Below are 13,396 nucleotides of genomic sequence, written 5' to 3'. Positions count from 1 at the left end.
AACGAAGCGAAGATCTCAGGATTCTCTCTCCCCAACAACCCGGCAAAACGAGCCTTTGGCAACCTTTGGCCACCCATTGAATCACGTTTGATCAATGCTGCTCATTCGCCGATTTTCGGCGCCGGGAACCTCTCAATTCGCCGTGATCATCAAGTGCGTCGCAGCAAATGTCCAAGGCAAATCATATTGCCTAGATCAAAGATAAATTGTGGATCAGCTTTCCACTATCCGGTCTATCGGATGAGCGTAGGCACCGATCGCCTTCGCAAGCTTTCCGACCATACTGTCGATGAAGGCGTGGAACTGGCCTTCGTCCGCAAGGCCTTTGTTCGAGGCATGCGCAAGGTACAGCGTCAGCTTGACGTCCGGCCGCTCTATCCGCTGGGCGATGAGTTCGCCCGCCTCTATTTCTTCCGAAACGATGCCATAAGGCATGATGCTATGGGCGACGCCGTGCAGGATCAGGGCCTTGATCGCCTCCATGGATTGCACCTGATAGGTGATCTTTACGTCGAGCGACAAGCGCGACGCCGTTTCATGCACGCGCCGCCATATGATATCGCGATTGGAAACGAGTGCGAGGTCGCCAGCGACCGCCTGCCGGAAGGAGACATTCGGCTCAACCGCCTTCCCATCCGGTGCTGAAACCAGCAGCAGATCCTCTTCCATGAGCGCTATGCGACGCACGCCGGGACTATCCTCGATATCATAGGCAAGCACATAGTCGAGCTCGCCACGCTCGAGCGCATCCGACAGCACGAAGCTCAGCTCTTCGACGAGATGCAGCGAGATGCCCGGCAGTTGCTCATTGGCCGCGACCAGAACGTCGGTGCCGATCAGCTTCAATATGCTCGGCGTTGCGCCGAGACGCACCCGCACGCGCTCGCCGCCGAGCGAAATCAGGTCGCGGCGTGTGTCTTCGATGCGCTGGAGGATCTCCAGCGCGCGCTCATAAAGCAGCTTCCCGGCGGGTGTCGCGCTGACGCCACGCGAGTGCCGCTCGAGCAGCTGGATCTGCAGCGAATCCTCCAGGTTGCGGATCTGGATTCCAAGTGCCGTTTGGGCAAGATTCAGTTGCTCGGCGGCTTTCGTGATGTTGCCGACTTCGACGACCTTGACGAAGTATGCGAGCTGGCGGAGTTTCATCGGTCAATAAAACTGGTCAAAGTGAACCTGGGCAGGTGGCACGCCGAGATCAATCAGCATCTTCTGTATCGCCTGCCCCATCATCGGGGGACCTGCGAAGTAGATTTCGCACTCCGGCAGCCGCTCGGCAAAGAGCTTGGCGGCGACCTCATGCGCGAAGCCGCGGTAGCCATTCCAGCCATCCTCCTCTTCCGGCATGCCGGAGACGACAGGATGATAATGGATCGTGCTGCCGAAACCTGGAAGTTCCTCCAGCATCTCCTTGCCACCGATATCGCGCGCGGCGCGTCCACCATAGATAAAGTCGATGCGGCGTCCAGCCAGTGCAGGCGAGACAGCGGCCGCGCGGGTGATCGAGATCATCGGCGACAGACCGGATCCACCCGCAAGGCAGATGATATCCCGCGGCGCATCTTCCCGCAGATAGGCCATTCCGTACGGCCCGTCGATTTCGATGTGATCGCCTGCCTTCAGGCCATCGAAGAGCTTGGTGGTTGCAGCACCGTTCGGGACGCGGCGAATCTGGAAATGCCACTCGTCAGCCTGATCGCCTGTACTCGCCATGGAGTAGGCGCGGCTTCCCTCAACGCCCGGCAGCGTCAGAAGCGCATATTGCCCGGAGAGGAACGGCGCGGGCGTCTCAAGCTTGAAACGGAATTCCCGGATGTCGTGGGTGATATCGCGGGTAGCCGTGAGCGTGGCGGCCTGGCGCACCGGGCGGAATCGGCTCTCATAATGCGGCATCAGGCGCAGCTTGACGGCACAGTCGGAGAGCGGTCGGGCCTGACAGCCGAGGCGACGGCCGCGGCCGCGATCGCGTTCGCTGAGGCCGGGAGCGTCAGTTCTCAGTTCCTCGATCTCCCCTTCCAGCAGATCGAAACGACAATTGCCGCACGAGCCGACATTGCATTCGTAGGGAAAGCCGAGGCCGGCCCGAAGGGCGGACCGCATGATCGTGTCTCCGTCGTCGCAGGGCCAGCTCACGCCGGTCCCACTCAATGTTATCACGCTCATGCAGTCCTCCTCATTGCCTTATCTCCGGTAGACCGCCCCGTATCCGAGGCGGGATGAAATGGTTGCCACGGTATCGAGCAGTGGCCTTGCAAAGCTTTCGACCGCGTCGAGAGACAAGCGCTGCGACGGACCGGCGACCCCGACCGCACCCACGACCGAGCCGCTCGAATCCCTGACCGGAGCCGCAATGACGCGGATGCCGGGCTCGCTTTCCTCGTCCTCGACTGCGAAACCGCGCTGGCGCACTTCCGCAAAGACCTCGCGCAGGCGCGCTACATCGGTGATCGTATGCGCGGTCCGCTTCGTGAGCGGCGGCGTAAGCACGCGGTCGATCATCTCCTCGGGCGCAAAGGCGAAGATTGCGCGGCCGACCGCCGTGCAATAAGCCGGCTTGCGGGCGCCGAGATCCGATTTGATGCCGAGCGCCTGCGGGCTCTCGAGGTCATAAACGTGCATCACTTCCGTATCGCTCGGAATGCCGAGGATAATCGTCTCGCCGGTATGCTTGCGCAGATCGAAGAGATAGGGTCTCGCCTCATTCGACAGGTCCATGCGTCGGCGAACGAGCGTGCCGAGACCGAACAGGCCGATCCCAAGACGGTAGCGCTCGGTCTCCGGATTCTGCTCCAGCAATCCCTCTGCTACCAGCGTGACAGCCAGGCGATGCACCGTGCTTTTTGCGACCTTCAGCTTCTGCGCCAGGGCGCTGACGCCGATTTCGACCTCGTCTTCTGAAAATGCTTTCAGAAGACGAATGGCGGTCGTCACGGACGAGAGGCGGTTGCGCTTGGCAGGAGCCGTCTTCTTCGCGCGTGTCATTTCTTTCACAGATGCATTCATGGCTTGCGTTTTCCGTTTCTTCCCCGGGAGTAAGTGATCGTCCATAACACAGCTCCCGCGAATACTCACGTCAACGTTACTGCCATCTTAAACCCTTAGCGCACTCAGCATCTCGGGGACGTATTCGTCCCCCTTGGAGATGACGAGCATCGCGGCAAAGGGGCGCATCGCCGTCAGCGTGCGGGCAAGATCCTCCGCCGGGACATCCGTCGAATTCAGGACGAGGCCGGTGGTCATCTTGCTGCGCACGAAGCAGGCATTGCCGATCACTTCCGCCGCTTCCGCCGAGGCGCCGGCCGTTGTCACCATGACGATGACATCGGCGTCGGCGATTTCGTCGGCAAGGTTGACCCGCTTGCCGTCACGATCCTCCAGCACGGCGTCGACCGGCAACATGTGCAGCGAATCGCTCGCTCCCTTCGCTTCGACGTAACGAAGAAAATGCGCGCCGGGCCAGCTGCTTGCGCTGGTCAACTTTTCCAGCGCCTCAAGCCCTTCCGCGTCGAGCGCGATGATGCGCGATTTGCGCGGCTTCGAGTTGGGATAGTTGACGCGGAAGCGTGCCTCTTCCGCAGTCGTCGCCCGTGCGCTCTCGCTCAATCCGAGTTGCATGACGTCATCTCCTTCGTCAGACCGACGTCTGCGCCTTGCCGGCGATGACGGTCAGCGCTTCGTCCTTGATATCGGTATAGGACTTGTCGACCGGCAGTACGATCGCTGCCGAACGAACACGATGATGGGCCGGATCGACGCCCGGAGGGATCGTGCCCTTGTCCTTCAGCGCGCGTGCAGCCTTCAGCAGCCGGTGACGAGCCATGATGATGCCGTTATCGGTCGACACCAGGTTTTCCTTGCTGCGGTCGACGATGGGGCCCATGCTTTCCTGCAGCGATGCATCTTGCATGGCAATGCCCTCGACGCCGGAATAGGTGATGCCCTTCCGCTGCGCCTCACGGTCCATCAAGTAGTCGTTGTCCTTGTTGGCTGCCGGGCGGAAGGTGCCGGGGACATAAGCAACATGGATGCCCTTGCCGTCCTTCATCGCCTGGCGCTCTTCCGTCGTCAGCGCGCGGACAGGATGGTAGTCGAAGCTCCAGGCCCAGCAGTTCTCGTCGTCGATCGGGATCCAGAAATGGCCGTGGACCGGATGGTCGCCGCGCGGCGGAACCATGGTGAACGACGGCATGATCCAGGGCGTGATGCGCCAGTAGTAATGACCTTCTTCGGCATTACGGCGAGCGCCGATGTAAAGGCCGCCCTCGCTGTCGGTAACTTCGAAGAATGGCTTGGCATCCGACATATTGTACTTGTTGCCGCGGGCGCCCTTGAAGAGCGGGTCGCTGTTCAGATTGCCGCTGTGGAGCCAGGAGACGTGGCTGGAATCGATGCCGCCTTCCATGGCCTGCAGCCAGTTGCACTCCTGCCAGCGCTTGGAGGTGAAGGTCTGCTCGGCAGGCACGAGCGCGAACTCCCATTCCGGATGCGGCGGCTGCTTGTCGGCCGGGCCCATGTAGGTCCAGAGGATGTCGCCGATCTTGATCAACGGATAGGACTTCAGCTTGATCTTGCTGCAGTAGCCGCTTTCCTTAGGCTCCGAAGGCACTTCGATGCACTGGCCGGTATGGTCGTATTTCCAGCCGTGATAGGGGCAGCGCAGACCGCCCTGTTCGTTGCGGCCGAACCAGAGCGAAACACCGCGATGGGCGCAGAATTCGTCGATCAGACCATAGCGGCCCTCGCTATCGCGGAAGGCGAGCAGCCTTTCGTTGAGGAGCTTGATTCGCACAGGCGCACAATCATTGTCCGGCAGCTCCTCAGCGAGAAGCGCCGGAATCCAGTAACAGCGGAACATGTCGCCCATCGGCGTTTCGGGGCCTGTCTGGGTCAGCAGATCGTTCTGTTCTTTTCTCAGCATCGCAATCCTCCTCAAGGTAGCAGACCCCGCCGGGTCTCTCTCGTTGCTTTAAAACGGGCGTCTTTTTACGGTTGACGTTCGCGCCCGATCGGGTATTTTTAAAGTGTTCCGTTATGCAGAACATCGTTTCGTTTTTAGAAGGTACATGCTGACGACCGCCTAGTCAAGCGGAGACAGCGCTACGAAGGAGATGCTTAAAATGTCTGATACATGCTCGCGGATCAGGCTGTGTTCCACCGACGATGTCGATTGGGACAGCGCCATCAGGGTCGAGGAAGGCGATCTTGTGCTCGCGGTTTTCAATATCAACGGCACTTTTTACGTGACCGACGATCTGTGCACCCACGGCCCGGGCTCGCTGGCTGACGGCTATCTGGAAGGCCATGAAGTCGAATGCGATTTCCACAATGGCAAGTTCGACGTCCGCACCGGCGAGGTCACTGCACCGCCCTGCATGCTCCCGATCAAGACATATAAGGTCGTGGTCGAGAACAACGAAGTGATGATCGAAATCTGATTGCGCCATCGCTTGCTTGCCTCACAAAGTCGTATAATATGGGATTTGTTTCTTTGGAGGAATGCCCATGCAATCTCATAAACACGAACCAGAGGCTCAGGCCGAGCCCTCGGAAAACGCGCTGCGCCACGATGTCTCAATGGCGACGCGGCTGCTGAACAGTCTCAAAATACTGGAATATAGCGGCCATGTCAGCGCGCGTTTGCCGGGCGTAACGACCTTTTTGATTCAGCCGCAGGACAAGAGCCGCGCCGATGTGGCGCCCTCGGATCTGTTCGTCTGCGATCTCGACGGCAAGGTTATTTCGGGACCCGAGGGCTCGAAGCCGCCGTCCGAAACTTTCCTTCATTGTGAGATTTACAGATCACGCCCGGACGTGAATTCGGTGGCGCATTTCCACCATGACGTCACCAACGTCTTCACGCTGGTCGAGGACGTGCCGCTGCCGCCGGTGAAGAACCACGCGATCCGCTGGCGCAACGGCATTCCCGTTCATTCCGACCCTGCCCATGTCGACACTCCCGAGCGCGGCCGCGGCATTGTCGCGACGCTCGGCGATTGCCATGCGATGCAAATCCGCGCCCACGGCCAGATCGTCACCGCCGAGACCGTCCGCGCCGTCTTCATCGATGCCGTGCACCTGGTCGAGAATGCCGAAGCTGCCTATCGCGCCGCCTCGCTCGGTAAGATCAAGCCGCTGACGGAAGAGGAAATGGAATCCTTCGCCCACAGCTTCCGCCGCGGCCACCACATCCGCAAGCTCTGGAAATACTACGCCGGCGGCGCAATCCGCGATGGCCTTTTCCCGGAAGCTTGGAACGCAGCTGTCTGAAATACCAAGCATGCCGTGGCCGGGAAACGGCCACGGCATGCGCTTGCAATTGCATGCGTTCCTCTGCTCGCCCTATAGTGCGTCATCGTCACCGCTGCTGCAGAGATTCCATGGTGCCTTCCGCTAGTTCTATCCCATGCCAGATGTTTCCAACTGCTTCCGTTCCGGCGAGGAAAAGCGCTTGAACAGTCTCGAAAAGATGATCGGTATCCTGGATCTTTTCGATGCCGGCGATGATGCGGTGACGGTTACCTTCGAGGAGCTTTGCGAGTCGCTCGGCTATACGCGCTCGACAATGTACCGCTATCTCAAGACGTTGACCGACGCCGGCCTGCTGAGCTCGCTCCCTGGCGTCGGTTACATGCTGGGACCGCGGATCGTCGAACTCGACTACAAGATACGAACCGGCGACGTGCTGATTCGCGCCGCCCTCCCGGTGATGGAGGAGCTGTCCACCCGCTTCAAGGGCATTGCCCTGCTCTGCCGGCGCTTCAAATTCGAAGTGCTCTGCGTGCATCAGGAAACCGGCACGGATGCCATCCACAGCAACTACGAGCGCGGGCGCATGCGATCCTTGCTGCATGGCGCTGCCTCGATTGCGATCCTCGCCTACCTGCCTGATCATCAACTCAAGAAGCTTTTCAGCATGGCGAAGGACGAGTTCACGTCCGCCGGCTTCGGCGCCTCGCTTGCAGAAGTCAAGGCGACGCTGAAGGGTCATCGGGAGCGCGGCTGGGTGAGCACGACGGGTGACGTCACCCCCGGCGTCGTCGGCATCGCAGCGCCCGTCTTCGATGCACGCTCGGAAATTGTCGGCAGTCTCAGCCTGACGCTCAAGGACACGCGCATAAGCGCCAAGGCTGAGGAAGAGGTCGCTGAACGCGTCGTCTTTTGCGCCGGGATCCTTTCAAAGAGCCTGGCGCGCAGTTGACGGCTTAGTGCCCTGTCACCATGGCGGCAAGCGCTTCGGCATCCTCCGGCGCGCTCTTGCCGCGCCAGACGACATGCATGTCCGGGCGCACCAGCACGAGATCGTAACCATAGATGTCGCGCACATGCGGGGCGTCGATGTCCAGCGTCTGGTATGGCGTACGCCGGGCGCGGAAAGCTTCTTCCAGCTTGCTCGTATCGATCGTCGTGCCGCCGAGGCGCAGCAGCGTATAGCCCGGCCCGATATGATCCTGCACCGGATCGTTGTCGCCCAGCCAGAGATGCGGCAGGCGGGCGCCCGGCCAGGTCGTCGGATGATATTCGCGGAAGAGATGCTCCGGTCCGCCGGGTTCGTCGGTGATCACCGGTGAGCCGACATAGCGGTAGCCGAGTTCGGCGCCGATCATCTCGTTCGTCTTGCGCTGCTCGACATCGGCGACACGAGTAAGGTTGTCGCGCGTCGCCTGGCCTTCCGGCGTGTTGTCGCGGATGTTCGGCCGGTACTGCGAACGCCACTTGCGCCGGCCGAGCGAGGCATAGCGCGAGGCGCCGACATTGCGGTCGCCAACCTGCCGCCGCTCGATCTCATAGGAGCGTAGCAGGTTCGGCCCGCCCCAACCTTGCAGGACGGCGGCAAGCTTCCAGCCGAGATCGACGGCATCGCCGACACCGGTATTCATGCCGAGCCCGCCCGTTGGGATGACAAGATGAGCAGCATCGCCGGCCAGGAAAACGCGCCCGGCGCCATAATTGTCCGCCAGCAGGAGATTCTGCTTCCACTGACCGACATAGAGCATCTTGTAGTCGACCGGTACGCCGACGGCCTTTTCGAATTGTGCCGCCATGTCCTCGTCCTTCTCGACGACCGCATGCAGCGTCCAGTGCTTTGTCGAATCCTGCATGATGAGAAACGTCGCCTGTCCATCGGCAACGTGATAATGGCGGCCGCGCCCAGGCCCATCGCCGAGCGGAATGCGGCTGTAGAGGTCTTCGCTGTAATAGAGCGCCTGGCGCAGATGCAGGAGATTGCCCTCGCCGCGCAGCTTGATGCCGAGCTGCTTGCGCACCGGGCTCGCACCGCCATCGCAGCCGACGAGATATTTGGCCCGGAACATATGATCCGCGCCCTTTCCGTCGATCGTGCGCGCCGTGACGCCTTCGGCATCCTGTTCGAAAGAAATGAATTCGCGGTCGTAGAGGACCGTAACGGTCGGCAGAGCCTCGGCCACCGACTTCAGGAGAGGCTCAAGCGTATACTGGGAGATGAGCTGGTAGGCCTCGAGCGGCTGCGTCGCATCATTGCAGGCTTTTACCTCCGCCAGCGCCTCTGACACCGAGGCATAGGGCAGACGCAGCAGCGGCGGCTCATTCATCGCCAGCACGACATAGACATCCATCGGGATGGAGCCGTCGAGACCGGCCTTCCTGATCTTCTCCGAAATGCCCATGCGCCGGAAGATCTCCATTGTACGGGCGTTGCAGCGCTCCATCTTCGGCAAAAATTCGGGCGCCTGCTTCTTCTCGATAAGGGTGCAGCGCACACCCTTCTGGCCGAGATCGATAGCGAGCGTCAGCCCGACTGGGCCTGCTCCGACAATGAGAACATCCGTTTGGTTCATGGTCATATCCATTGGTTGGCCGCCGGCCCGCTTCACCTCCTCGAAGACGGCACCGGACCGCGTGGGTAGACTGCGGTCGCGCGGCAATTTCGAACAATGTCTAACGCGAGATCGGTTTTGCCGTCAATTCAAAATCAAAAAAATCTCACAATGCAGGATAAATTGAAAAAACGCTGGACAAGTAATTGCCGTTCAGCGCATGGTGGCGCTAGATAAAGCGGCGGTCGCTTCGGCCGCGGGCTCTAGGAGGAGAAAGTGGTAAAGAAGCTTGAGCTGACGCTCGCTTGCGGCGATTACGAGATCGTGCGGCCCTTGAAGGAAGGCATCGTCTCGCCCGACGGCATCGAACTGACGATCGTGACGAAGATGGATTCGACCACGCGTCACTGGCGCTTTCTGCGCAACGGCGAATTTGACGTGGCGGAGGTTTCGCTCTCTTCCTACATGGCGGCCAAGACGCGCGGGCTTCCGTTCGAGGCTATTCCCGTGTTCCTGCACCGGCGCTTCCGGCACGGCTTCATCTTCACCAATACCGCAAGCGGCATTCGCGAACCGAAGGACCTGATCGGCAAGAAGGTCGGGGTAAAAGCCTATCTGGTGACGGCGTCGCTCTGGCTGCGCGGAATACTGGAAAGCGAATATGGCGTTCCGCACAAGTCGATCGAATGGTATTCCGAACTCGACGAGGACGTCGATTTCAAGCTGCCGGAAGGCCTGACGCTTCACAAGATCAGCAATGACAAGTCCATCGAGCAGATGCTGGTCGACGGCGAAATCGATGCGCTGCTGCACCCCGATCTGATCGATCCGATCACCGATCGCGATCCGCGCGTCGGCCGGCTATTCCCTGACTACAAGAGCGAAGAGATCGCCTACTACAAGCGCACCGGCATCTTCCCGATCATGCATGTGCTCGGTATCCGCCCGGAAATCATCGAGCGCCATCCCTGGGTAGCGGTCAATCTCTACCAGGCCTTCAACGAGTCAAAGCGCATTGCCATGAAGCGCATGGAGGATCCACGCATCGTGCCGCTCGCCTGGTATCGCGAAGCCTGGGAAGAGCAGCAGGAGATCATGGGGGGCGACCCCTGGGCCTACGGGCTCGACGGGCAGAACCGCAAGACGCTGGAGACAGTGATCGGCTACGCCCATCAGCAGGGTCTGATCGACCGTGAAGTGGAGCTTTCCGAGCTTTTCCTCGACGTTTCACAGGGCCGCAAACGAGGCGACAAGCACCGTGTGTAGTGCCTGCGACGGTTCCCCCGCGAACAGCGAATTTCAACCGGCCTGGAGCGGATCGAGTTTCCGTTGTGACGGCCTGGCGGAGACGAAAACTATGCATGAAGATCTGAAGCAGAGAATGATTGAGGCCGGCCGCATCCTCGAACAGGCCGGTCAGGGCGACTGGACGCGCGGCCATATTTCCGTCCGCGTTCCCGATCAGCCGGACCGCTTCTACATGAAGGCCTCGAAGATCGGTCTTGAAGAAATCACCCTCGACAACCTGATCACCGTCGGCCTCGACGGCGAGAAGATCGACGGCGATCATGGCCGGCACAACGAGGTCTACATTCATTCAGAGGTGTTGCGAGCCCGTCCAGACATCAATGCGGTCGTGCATACTCACGCGCCCTATGCCGTCAGCTTTTCGGCCCTCGGCAAGCCGCTGCAGCCGATCGGTCATCCCGGCTCGATCTTCGCCGAAGGCCTGCCGGTCTTTTCCGAAACCACCGAACTCATCACCACGACCGAGCGCGGCAAGGCGGTTGCCGCCACCCTCGGCAGCCATGGTGCGATGCTTTTGCAGAACCACGGCCTCGTCACCGCCGCTCCGACCATCGAGCAGGCGATCTATCTGGCGCTCTCGCTCGAAAACGCCTGCATGATGCAGCTCTGGGTCGAGGCGGCAGGCGGCGCAAAGGCGCTCGGCAAGCCGGAAGACATCAAGGCCAAGCGCAAGCACATGTTCCGTGAAGAAATGTTCAAGGCGACCTTCGCCTATCTCGTCCGCCGCCTGAAGCGCGGCTGAGACGATCCCGACCAAAATTCGTTCAGGAGGAGTACCATGCACTATATTGACGCGTTCAATCATTTCTTTCCGAAGGCGCTCTGGGAGCGCATCCAGAAGCTCGACGGCGCCGGCAAGGATATCGGCCGCCGCATGCAGGGCATCCCCTGCATCTACGATCTCGAAACCCGTTTCCGGGTGATGGATGAATTTTCCGACTACAGGCAGATCATCTCGCTCGGCATGCCGCCACTGGAAGCCATGGGCGGACCGGAGCTTTCGACGGAATTCGCGAAGATCGGCAATGACGGCCAGGCCGAGCTCGTGCGCAATCATCCCGACCGCTTCGCCGGTTTCGTCGCAGCGCTGCCGATGAACGCCCCCGAGGCGGCCGCGAGGGAAGCCGAGCGCGCCTTCACGGAGCTCGGTGCGAACGGCCTGCAGATCCACACCAACGTCAACGGCGCGCCTCTCGACGAGGAGCGTTTCTTCCCGATCTTCGAGATGGCGGCGAAGTACAACAGGCCGGTGCTGCTGCATCCATCGCGCAACTCTTCGATGACCGACTACGCGACCGAAGACAAATCCAAGTACGAGATCTGGTGGACCTTCGGCTGGCCTTATGAGACCAGCGCCGCCATGGCCCGCCTCGTCTTCTCCGGCTTCATGGACCGCCTGCCGAACCTCAAGGTTCTCGCCCACCACATGGGCGCCATGGTGCCCTTCTTCGAGGGCCGCGTCGGCCCCGGCTGGGACCAGCTTGGCAAGCGCACCTCGGATGAGGATCTGTCGCTGGTGCTGAAGCGCCTGAAGAAGCGTCCGCTCGACTATTTCAAGGACTTCTACGCCGACACCGCAGTCTTCGGCTCGCGCTCAGCGACGCTGTGCGGCCTGGATTTCTATGGCAGCGACCGTATTCTCTTTGCATCCGATTCGCCCTTCGATCCGGAGAAGGGTCCGGGCTACATCCGCGATACGCTGAAGATCCTGAATTCGCTCGATCTGCCGAAGGAAGACATGGAGAAGATCTGCTTCCGTAACGCCGAGGCGCTTTTCGGCCTCAAAAAATGATCAGCTTTGTCGCGGAGGCGGCTTCTTCCGTCTCCGCGACAAATATACGGCTGGCGCGCAGCCGAAACGCGCTCTAAAGCAAGCGCGTATTCCTGTCAGGACTCCCTCGTGTCACGCCTTACACCAATCATCCTCGCAGTCGCTCTGTTCATGGAACGGATGGACTCGACAATCATCGCAACCAGCCTGCCCGCGATTGCAGCCGATATCGGCACGTCGCCTATCGCCCTGAAACTCGCGGTGACCAGCTATCTGGTGGCGCTTGCGGTCTTTATCCCCATAAGCGGCTGGATGTCCGATCGTTTCGGCGCGCTGAACGTCTTCCGGCTGGCGATCGGGGTTTTCATGATCGGCTCCATCGGCTGCGCGTTCTCCAATTCCATCGAGGCCTTCGTCTTCGCACGCCTCATTCAGGGCGCGGGCGGATCGATGATGACGCCGGTGAGCAGGCTCCTTCTGGTGCGCGGCACCCCCCGCAACCAGTTGGTCGATGCACTGGCATGGCTGACGATCCCTGCCCTCATCGGCCCGATCCTCGGGCCGCCGGTCGGCGGGTTCCTCACGACCTATCTCAGCTGGCACTGGATCTTTTGGATCAATGTTCCGATCGGTATTGTCGGCATCATCCTCGTCACGAGACTTCTTCCGCCCGTCGAAACGCGTGTCCCGAAGCCGCTCGACTTTCCGGGTTTTTTCCTCTCCGCAATAAGCTTCGGCGCCCTTATCCTTGGTATTTCCATCGTCAGCCTGCCGGCTGTGCCCAGATACTACGGCTATGCGACGGTCGCGGTGGGAGCCCTGTCCGGCATAATCTATCTGCTTCGGGCGCGACGTGTGGCGCATCCGCTTCTCGATCCGAGGATGTTCCGCTATCCGATGTTTCGCGCTGCGATTGTCGGGGCTTCCAATTTCCGCATGGGCTTGGGCGCGTTGCCTTTCCTGATGCCACTGATGCTGCAATTGGGATTTGGCCTGTCGCCGTTTCAGTCCGGCATGGTGACCTTCGTCACGGCAATCGGCTCGCTGAGCTCGAAATTCGGAGCTGCGCGCATGTTCGGCGCTTTCGGCTTCCGCCGCGTCCTCATTGTCACGACCATACTGTCCGCAATTCTTCTAGGCATCAACGGACTTTTCCACCCGGGCACGCCGCTCTCGCTGATCATGGCATGCCTGCTCGTCGGCGGCGTGCTGCGCTCAATGGCCTTTTCCGGGGTCAATGCCATGGCGTTCGGGGATGTCGATGACGCCGACAGCGGGCAGGCGACGGCAATCAATGCCGTCGCGCAGCGCCTTTCCATGGCGACTGGCGTCGCAGTTGCCGGGGCGTCCCTCGATATATCCAGCAGCCTGCACGGCGGCACGTTGGAGAACATCGATTTCCAGATCGCCTTCGTCGTCGTCGGCCTCATTTCCGCGTCGAGCGTCATCACTTTCTGGCGTTTGCCGCGAAACGCAGGCGACGATCTTGTGAACCGCAAGATGCGCGAGGGTTAGCCGTAGGCTC

The 13,396-nt window shown here is 60.5% G+C and carries 13 protein-coding genes; 7 read left to right on the top strand and 6 right to left on the bottom strand.

The window, feature by feature from the left end; genetic code table 11:
* Positions 1-213: 213 nt before the first annotated feature.
* From HGP14_RS12870 to HGP14_RS12850, 5 genes are all read right to left on the bottom strand, one after another.
* The gene (locus tag HGP14_RS12870; RefSeq protein ID WP_168830206.1) at positions 214-1,146 is read right to left on the bottom strand and encodes a LysR family transcriptional regulator; all 933 of its coding nucleotides are present in this window, start codon (positions 1,144-1,146) and stop codon (positions 214-216) included.
* Between the two features lie 3 nt (positions 1,147-1,149).
* Positions 1,150-2,160 carry an FAD-binding oxidoreductase gene (locus tag HGP14_RS12865; protein ID WP_168830205.1) on the bottom strand — a complete coding sequence of 337 codons (1,011 nt, stop codon included), beginning with the start codon at positions 2,158-2,160 and terminating at the stop codon, positions 1,150-1,152.
* Positions 2,161-2,178: 18 nt separating this feature from the next.
* Entirely contained in the window at positions 2,179-3,000 is an 822-nt protein-coding gene (locus HGP14_RS12860; RefSeq protein WP_246704435.1) for an IclR family transcriptional regulator, read from the bottom strand.
* A gap of 87 nt (positions 3,001-3,087) precedes the next feature.
* Positions 3,088-3,612: a hypothetical protein gene (locus HGP14_RS12855; protein ID WP_168830204.1), complete on the bottom strand. Its 525-nt coding sequence runs from the start codon at positions 3,610-3,612 to the stop codon at positions 3,088-3,090.
* Between the two features lie 16 nt (positions 3,613-3,628).
* A complete protein-coding gene (locus HGP14_RS12850; RefSeq protein WP_168830203.1) occupies positions 3,629-4,915 on the bottom strand; it encodes a Rieske 2Fe-2S domain-containing protein in 1,287 nt (428 codons plus the stop codon).
* Positions 4,916-5,114: 199 nt separating this feature from the next.
* On the opposite strand from HGP14_RS12850, the gene HGP14_RS12845 reads away from it, so the two are divergent.
* The 3 genes from HGP14_RS12845 to HGP14_RS12835 all read left to right on the top strand — a co-directional run bounded on the left by HGP14_RS12845 (position 5,115) and on the right by HGP14_RS12835 (position 7,195).
* Positions 5,115-5,432, top strand: coding sequence for a non-heme iron oxygenase ferredoxin subunit (locus HGP14_RS12845; RefSeq protein WP_168830202.1), 318 nt, complete (start codon positions 5,115-5,117; stop codon positions 5,430-5,432).
* A gap of 67 nt (positions 5,433-5,499) precedes the next feature.
* Positions 5,500-6,264, top strand: a complete 765-nt coding sequence (locus HGP14_RS12840) for a class II aldolase/adducin family protein (protein ID WP_168830201.1) — start codon at positions 5,500-5,502, stop codon at positions 6,262-6,264.
* A gap of 181 nt (positions 6,265-6,445) precedes the next feature.
* Positions 6,446-7,195: an IclR family transcriptional regulator gene (locus HGP14_RS12835; protein WP_168830200.1), complete on the top strand. Its 750-nt coding sequence runs from the start codon at positions 6,446-6,448 to the stop codon at positions 7,193-7,195.
* Between the two features lie 4 nt (positions 7,196-7,199).
* Here the strand turns inward: HGP14_RS12835 and HGP14_RS12830 are convergent, their stop codons facing one another.
* Positions 7,200-8,813 carry an FAD-dependent monooxygenase gene (locus HGP14_RS12830; protein ID WP_168830199.1) on the bottom strand — a complete coding sequence of 538 codons (1,614 nt, stop codon included), beginning with the start codon at positions 8,811-8,813 and terminating at the stop codon, positions 7,200-7,202.
* Between the two features lie 255 nt (positions 8,814-9,068).
* Between HGP14_RS12830 and HGP14_RS12825 the strand changes: the two genes are divergently transcribed.
* The 4 genes from HGP14_RS12825 (at position 9,069) to HGP14_RS12810 (ending at position 13,386) form a co-directional block, all read left to right on the top strand.
* On the top strand, positions 9,069-10,058 hold the full coding sequence (locus HGP14_RS12825) for an ABC transporter substrate-binding protein (RefSeq protein ID WP_168830198.1): 990 nt from the start codon (positions 9,069-9,071) through the stop codon (positions 10,056-10,058).
* A gap of 91 nt (positions 10,059-10,149) precedes the next feature.
* A complete protein-coding gene (locus HGP14_RS12820; RefSeq protein ID WP_168830197.1) occupies positions 10,150-10,842 on the top strand; it encodes a class II aldolase/adducin family protein in 693 nt (230 codons plus the stop codon).
* A gap of 36 nt (positions 10,843-10,878) precedes the next feature.
* Positions 10,879-11,892, top strand: coding sequence for an amidohydrolase family protein (locus HGP14_RS12815; protein WP_168830196.1), 1,014 nt, complete (start codon positions 10,879-10,881; stop codon positions 11,890-11,892).
* A gap of 126 nt (positions 11,893-12,018) precedes the next feature.
* Positions 12,019-13,386, top strand: coding sequence for an MFS transporter (locus tag HGP14_RS12810; RefSeq protein ID WP_168830320.1), 1,368 nt, complete (start codon positions 12,019-12,021; stop codon positions 13,384-13,386).
* The last annotated feature ends 10 nt before the right edge of the window (positions 13,387-13,396 follow it).

Source organism: Rhizobium sp. P32RR-XVIII (assembly GCF_012641395.1).
Lineage (GTDB): Bacteria > Pseudomonadota > Alphaproteobacteria > Rhizobiales > Rhizobiaceae > Rhizobium.
This window is presented reverse-complemented; position numbering and strand designations above follow the sequence as displayed.

Bases quoted from the DNA above. Each gene is read 5' to 3' on its own strand.
- HGP14_RS12870 (WP_168830206.1), bottom strand. From the start codon at position 1,146: ATGAAACTCCGCCAGCTCGCATACTTCGTCAAGGTCGTCGAAGTCGGC.
- HGP14_RS12815 (WP_168830196.1), top strand. From the start codon at position 10,879: ATGCACTATATTGACGCGTTCAATCATTTCTTTCCGAAGGCGCTCTGG.
- HGP14_RS12850 (WP_168830203.1), bottom strand. From the start codon at position 4,915: ATGCTGAGAAAAGAACAGAACGATCTGCTGACCCAGACAGGCCCCGAA.
- HGP14_RS12860 (WP_246704435.1), bottom strand. From the start codon at position 3,000: ATGAATGCATCTGTGAAAGAAATGACACGCGCGAAGAAGACGGCTCCT.
- HGP14_RS12865 (WP_168830205.1), bottom strand. From the start codon at position 2,160: ATGAGCGTGATAACATTGAGTGGGACCGGCGTGAGCTGGCCCTGCGAC.
- HGP14_RS12830 (WP_168830199.1), bottom strand. From the start codon at position 8,813: ATGAACCAAACGGATGTTCTCATTGTCGGAGCAGGCCCAGTCGGGCTG.
- HGP14_RS12855 (WP_168830204.1), bottom strand. From the start codon at position 3,612: ATGCAACTCGGATTGAGCGAGAGCGCACGGGCGACGACTGCGGAAGAG.
- HGP14_RS12840 (WP_168830201.1), top strand. From the start codon at position 5,500: ATGCAATCTCATAAACACGAACCAGAGGCTCAGGCCGAGCCCTCGGAA.
- HGP14_RS12820 (WP_168830197.1), top strand. From the start codon at position 10,150: ATGCATGAAGATCTGAAGCAGAGAATGATTGAGGCCGGCCGCATCCTC.
- HGP14_RS12845 (WP_168830202.1), top strand. From the start codon at position 5,115: ATGTCTGATACATGCTCGCGGATCAGGCTGTGTTCCACCGACGATGTC.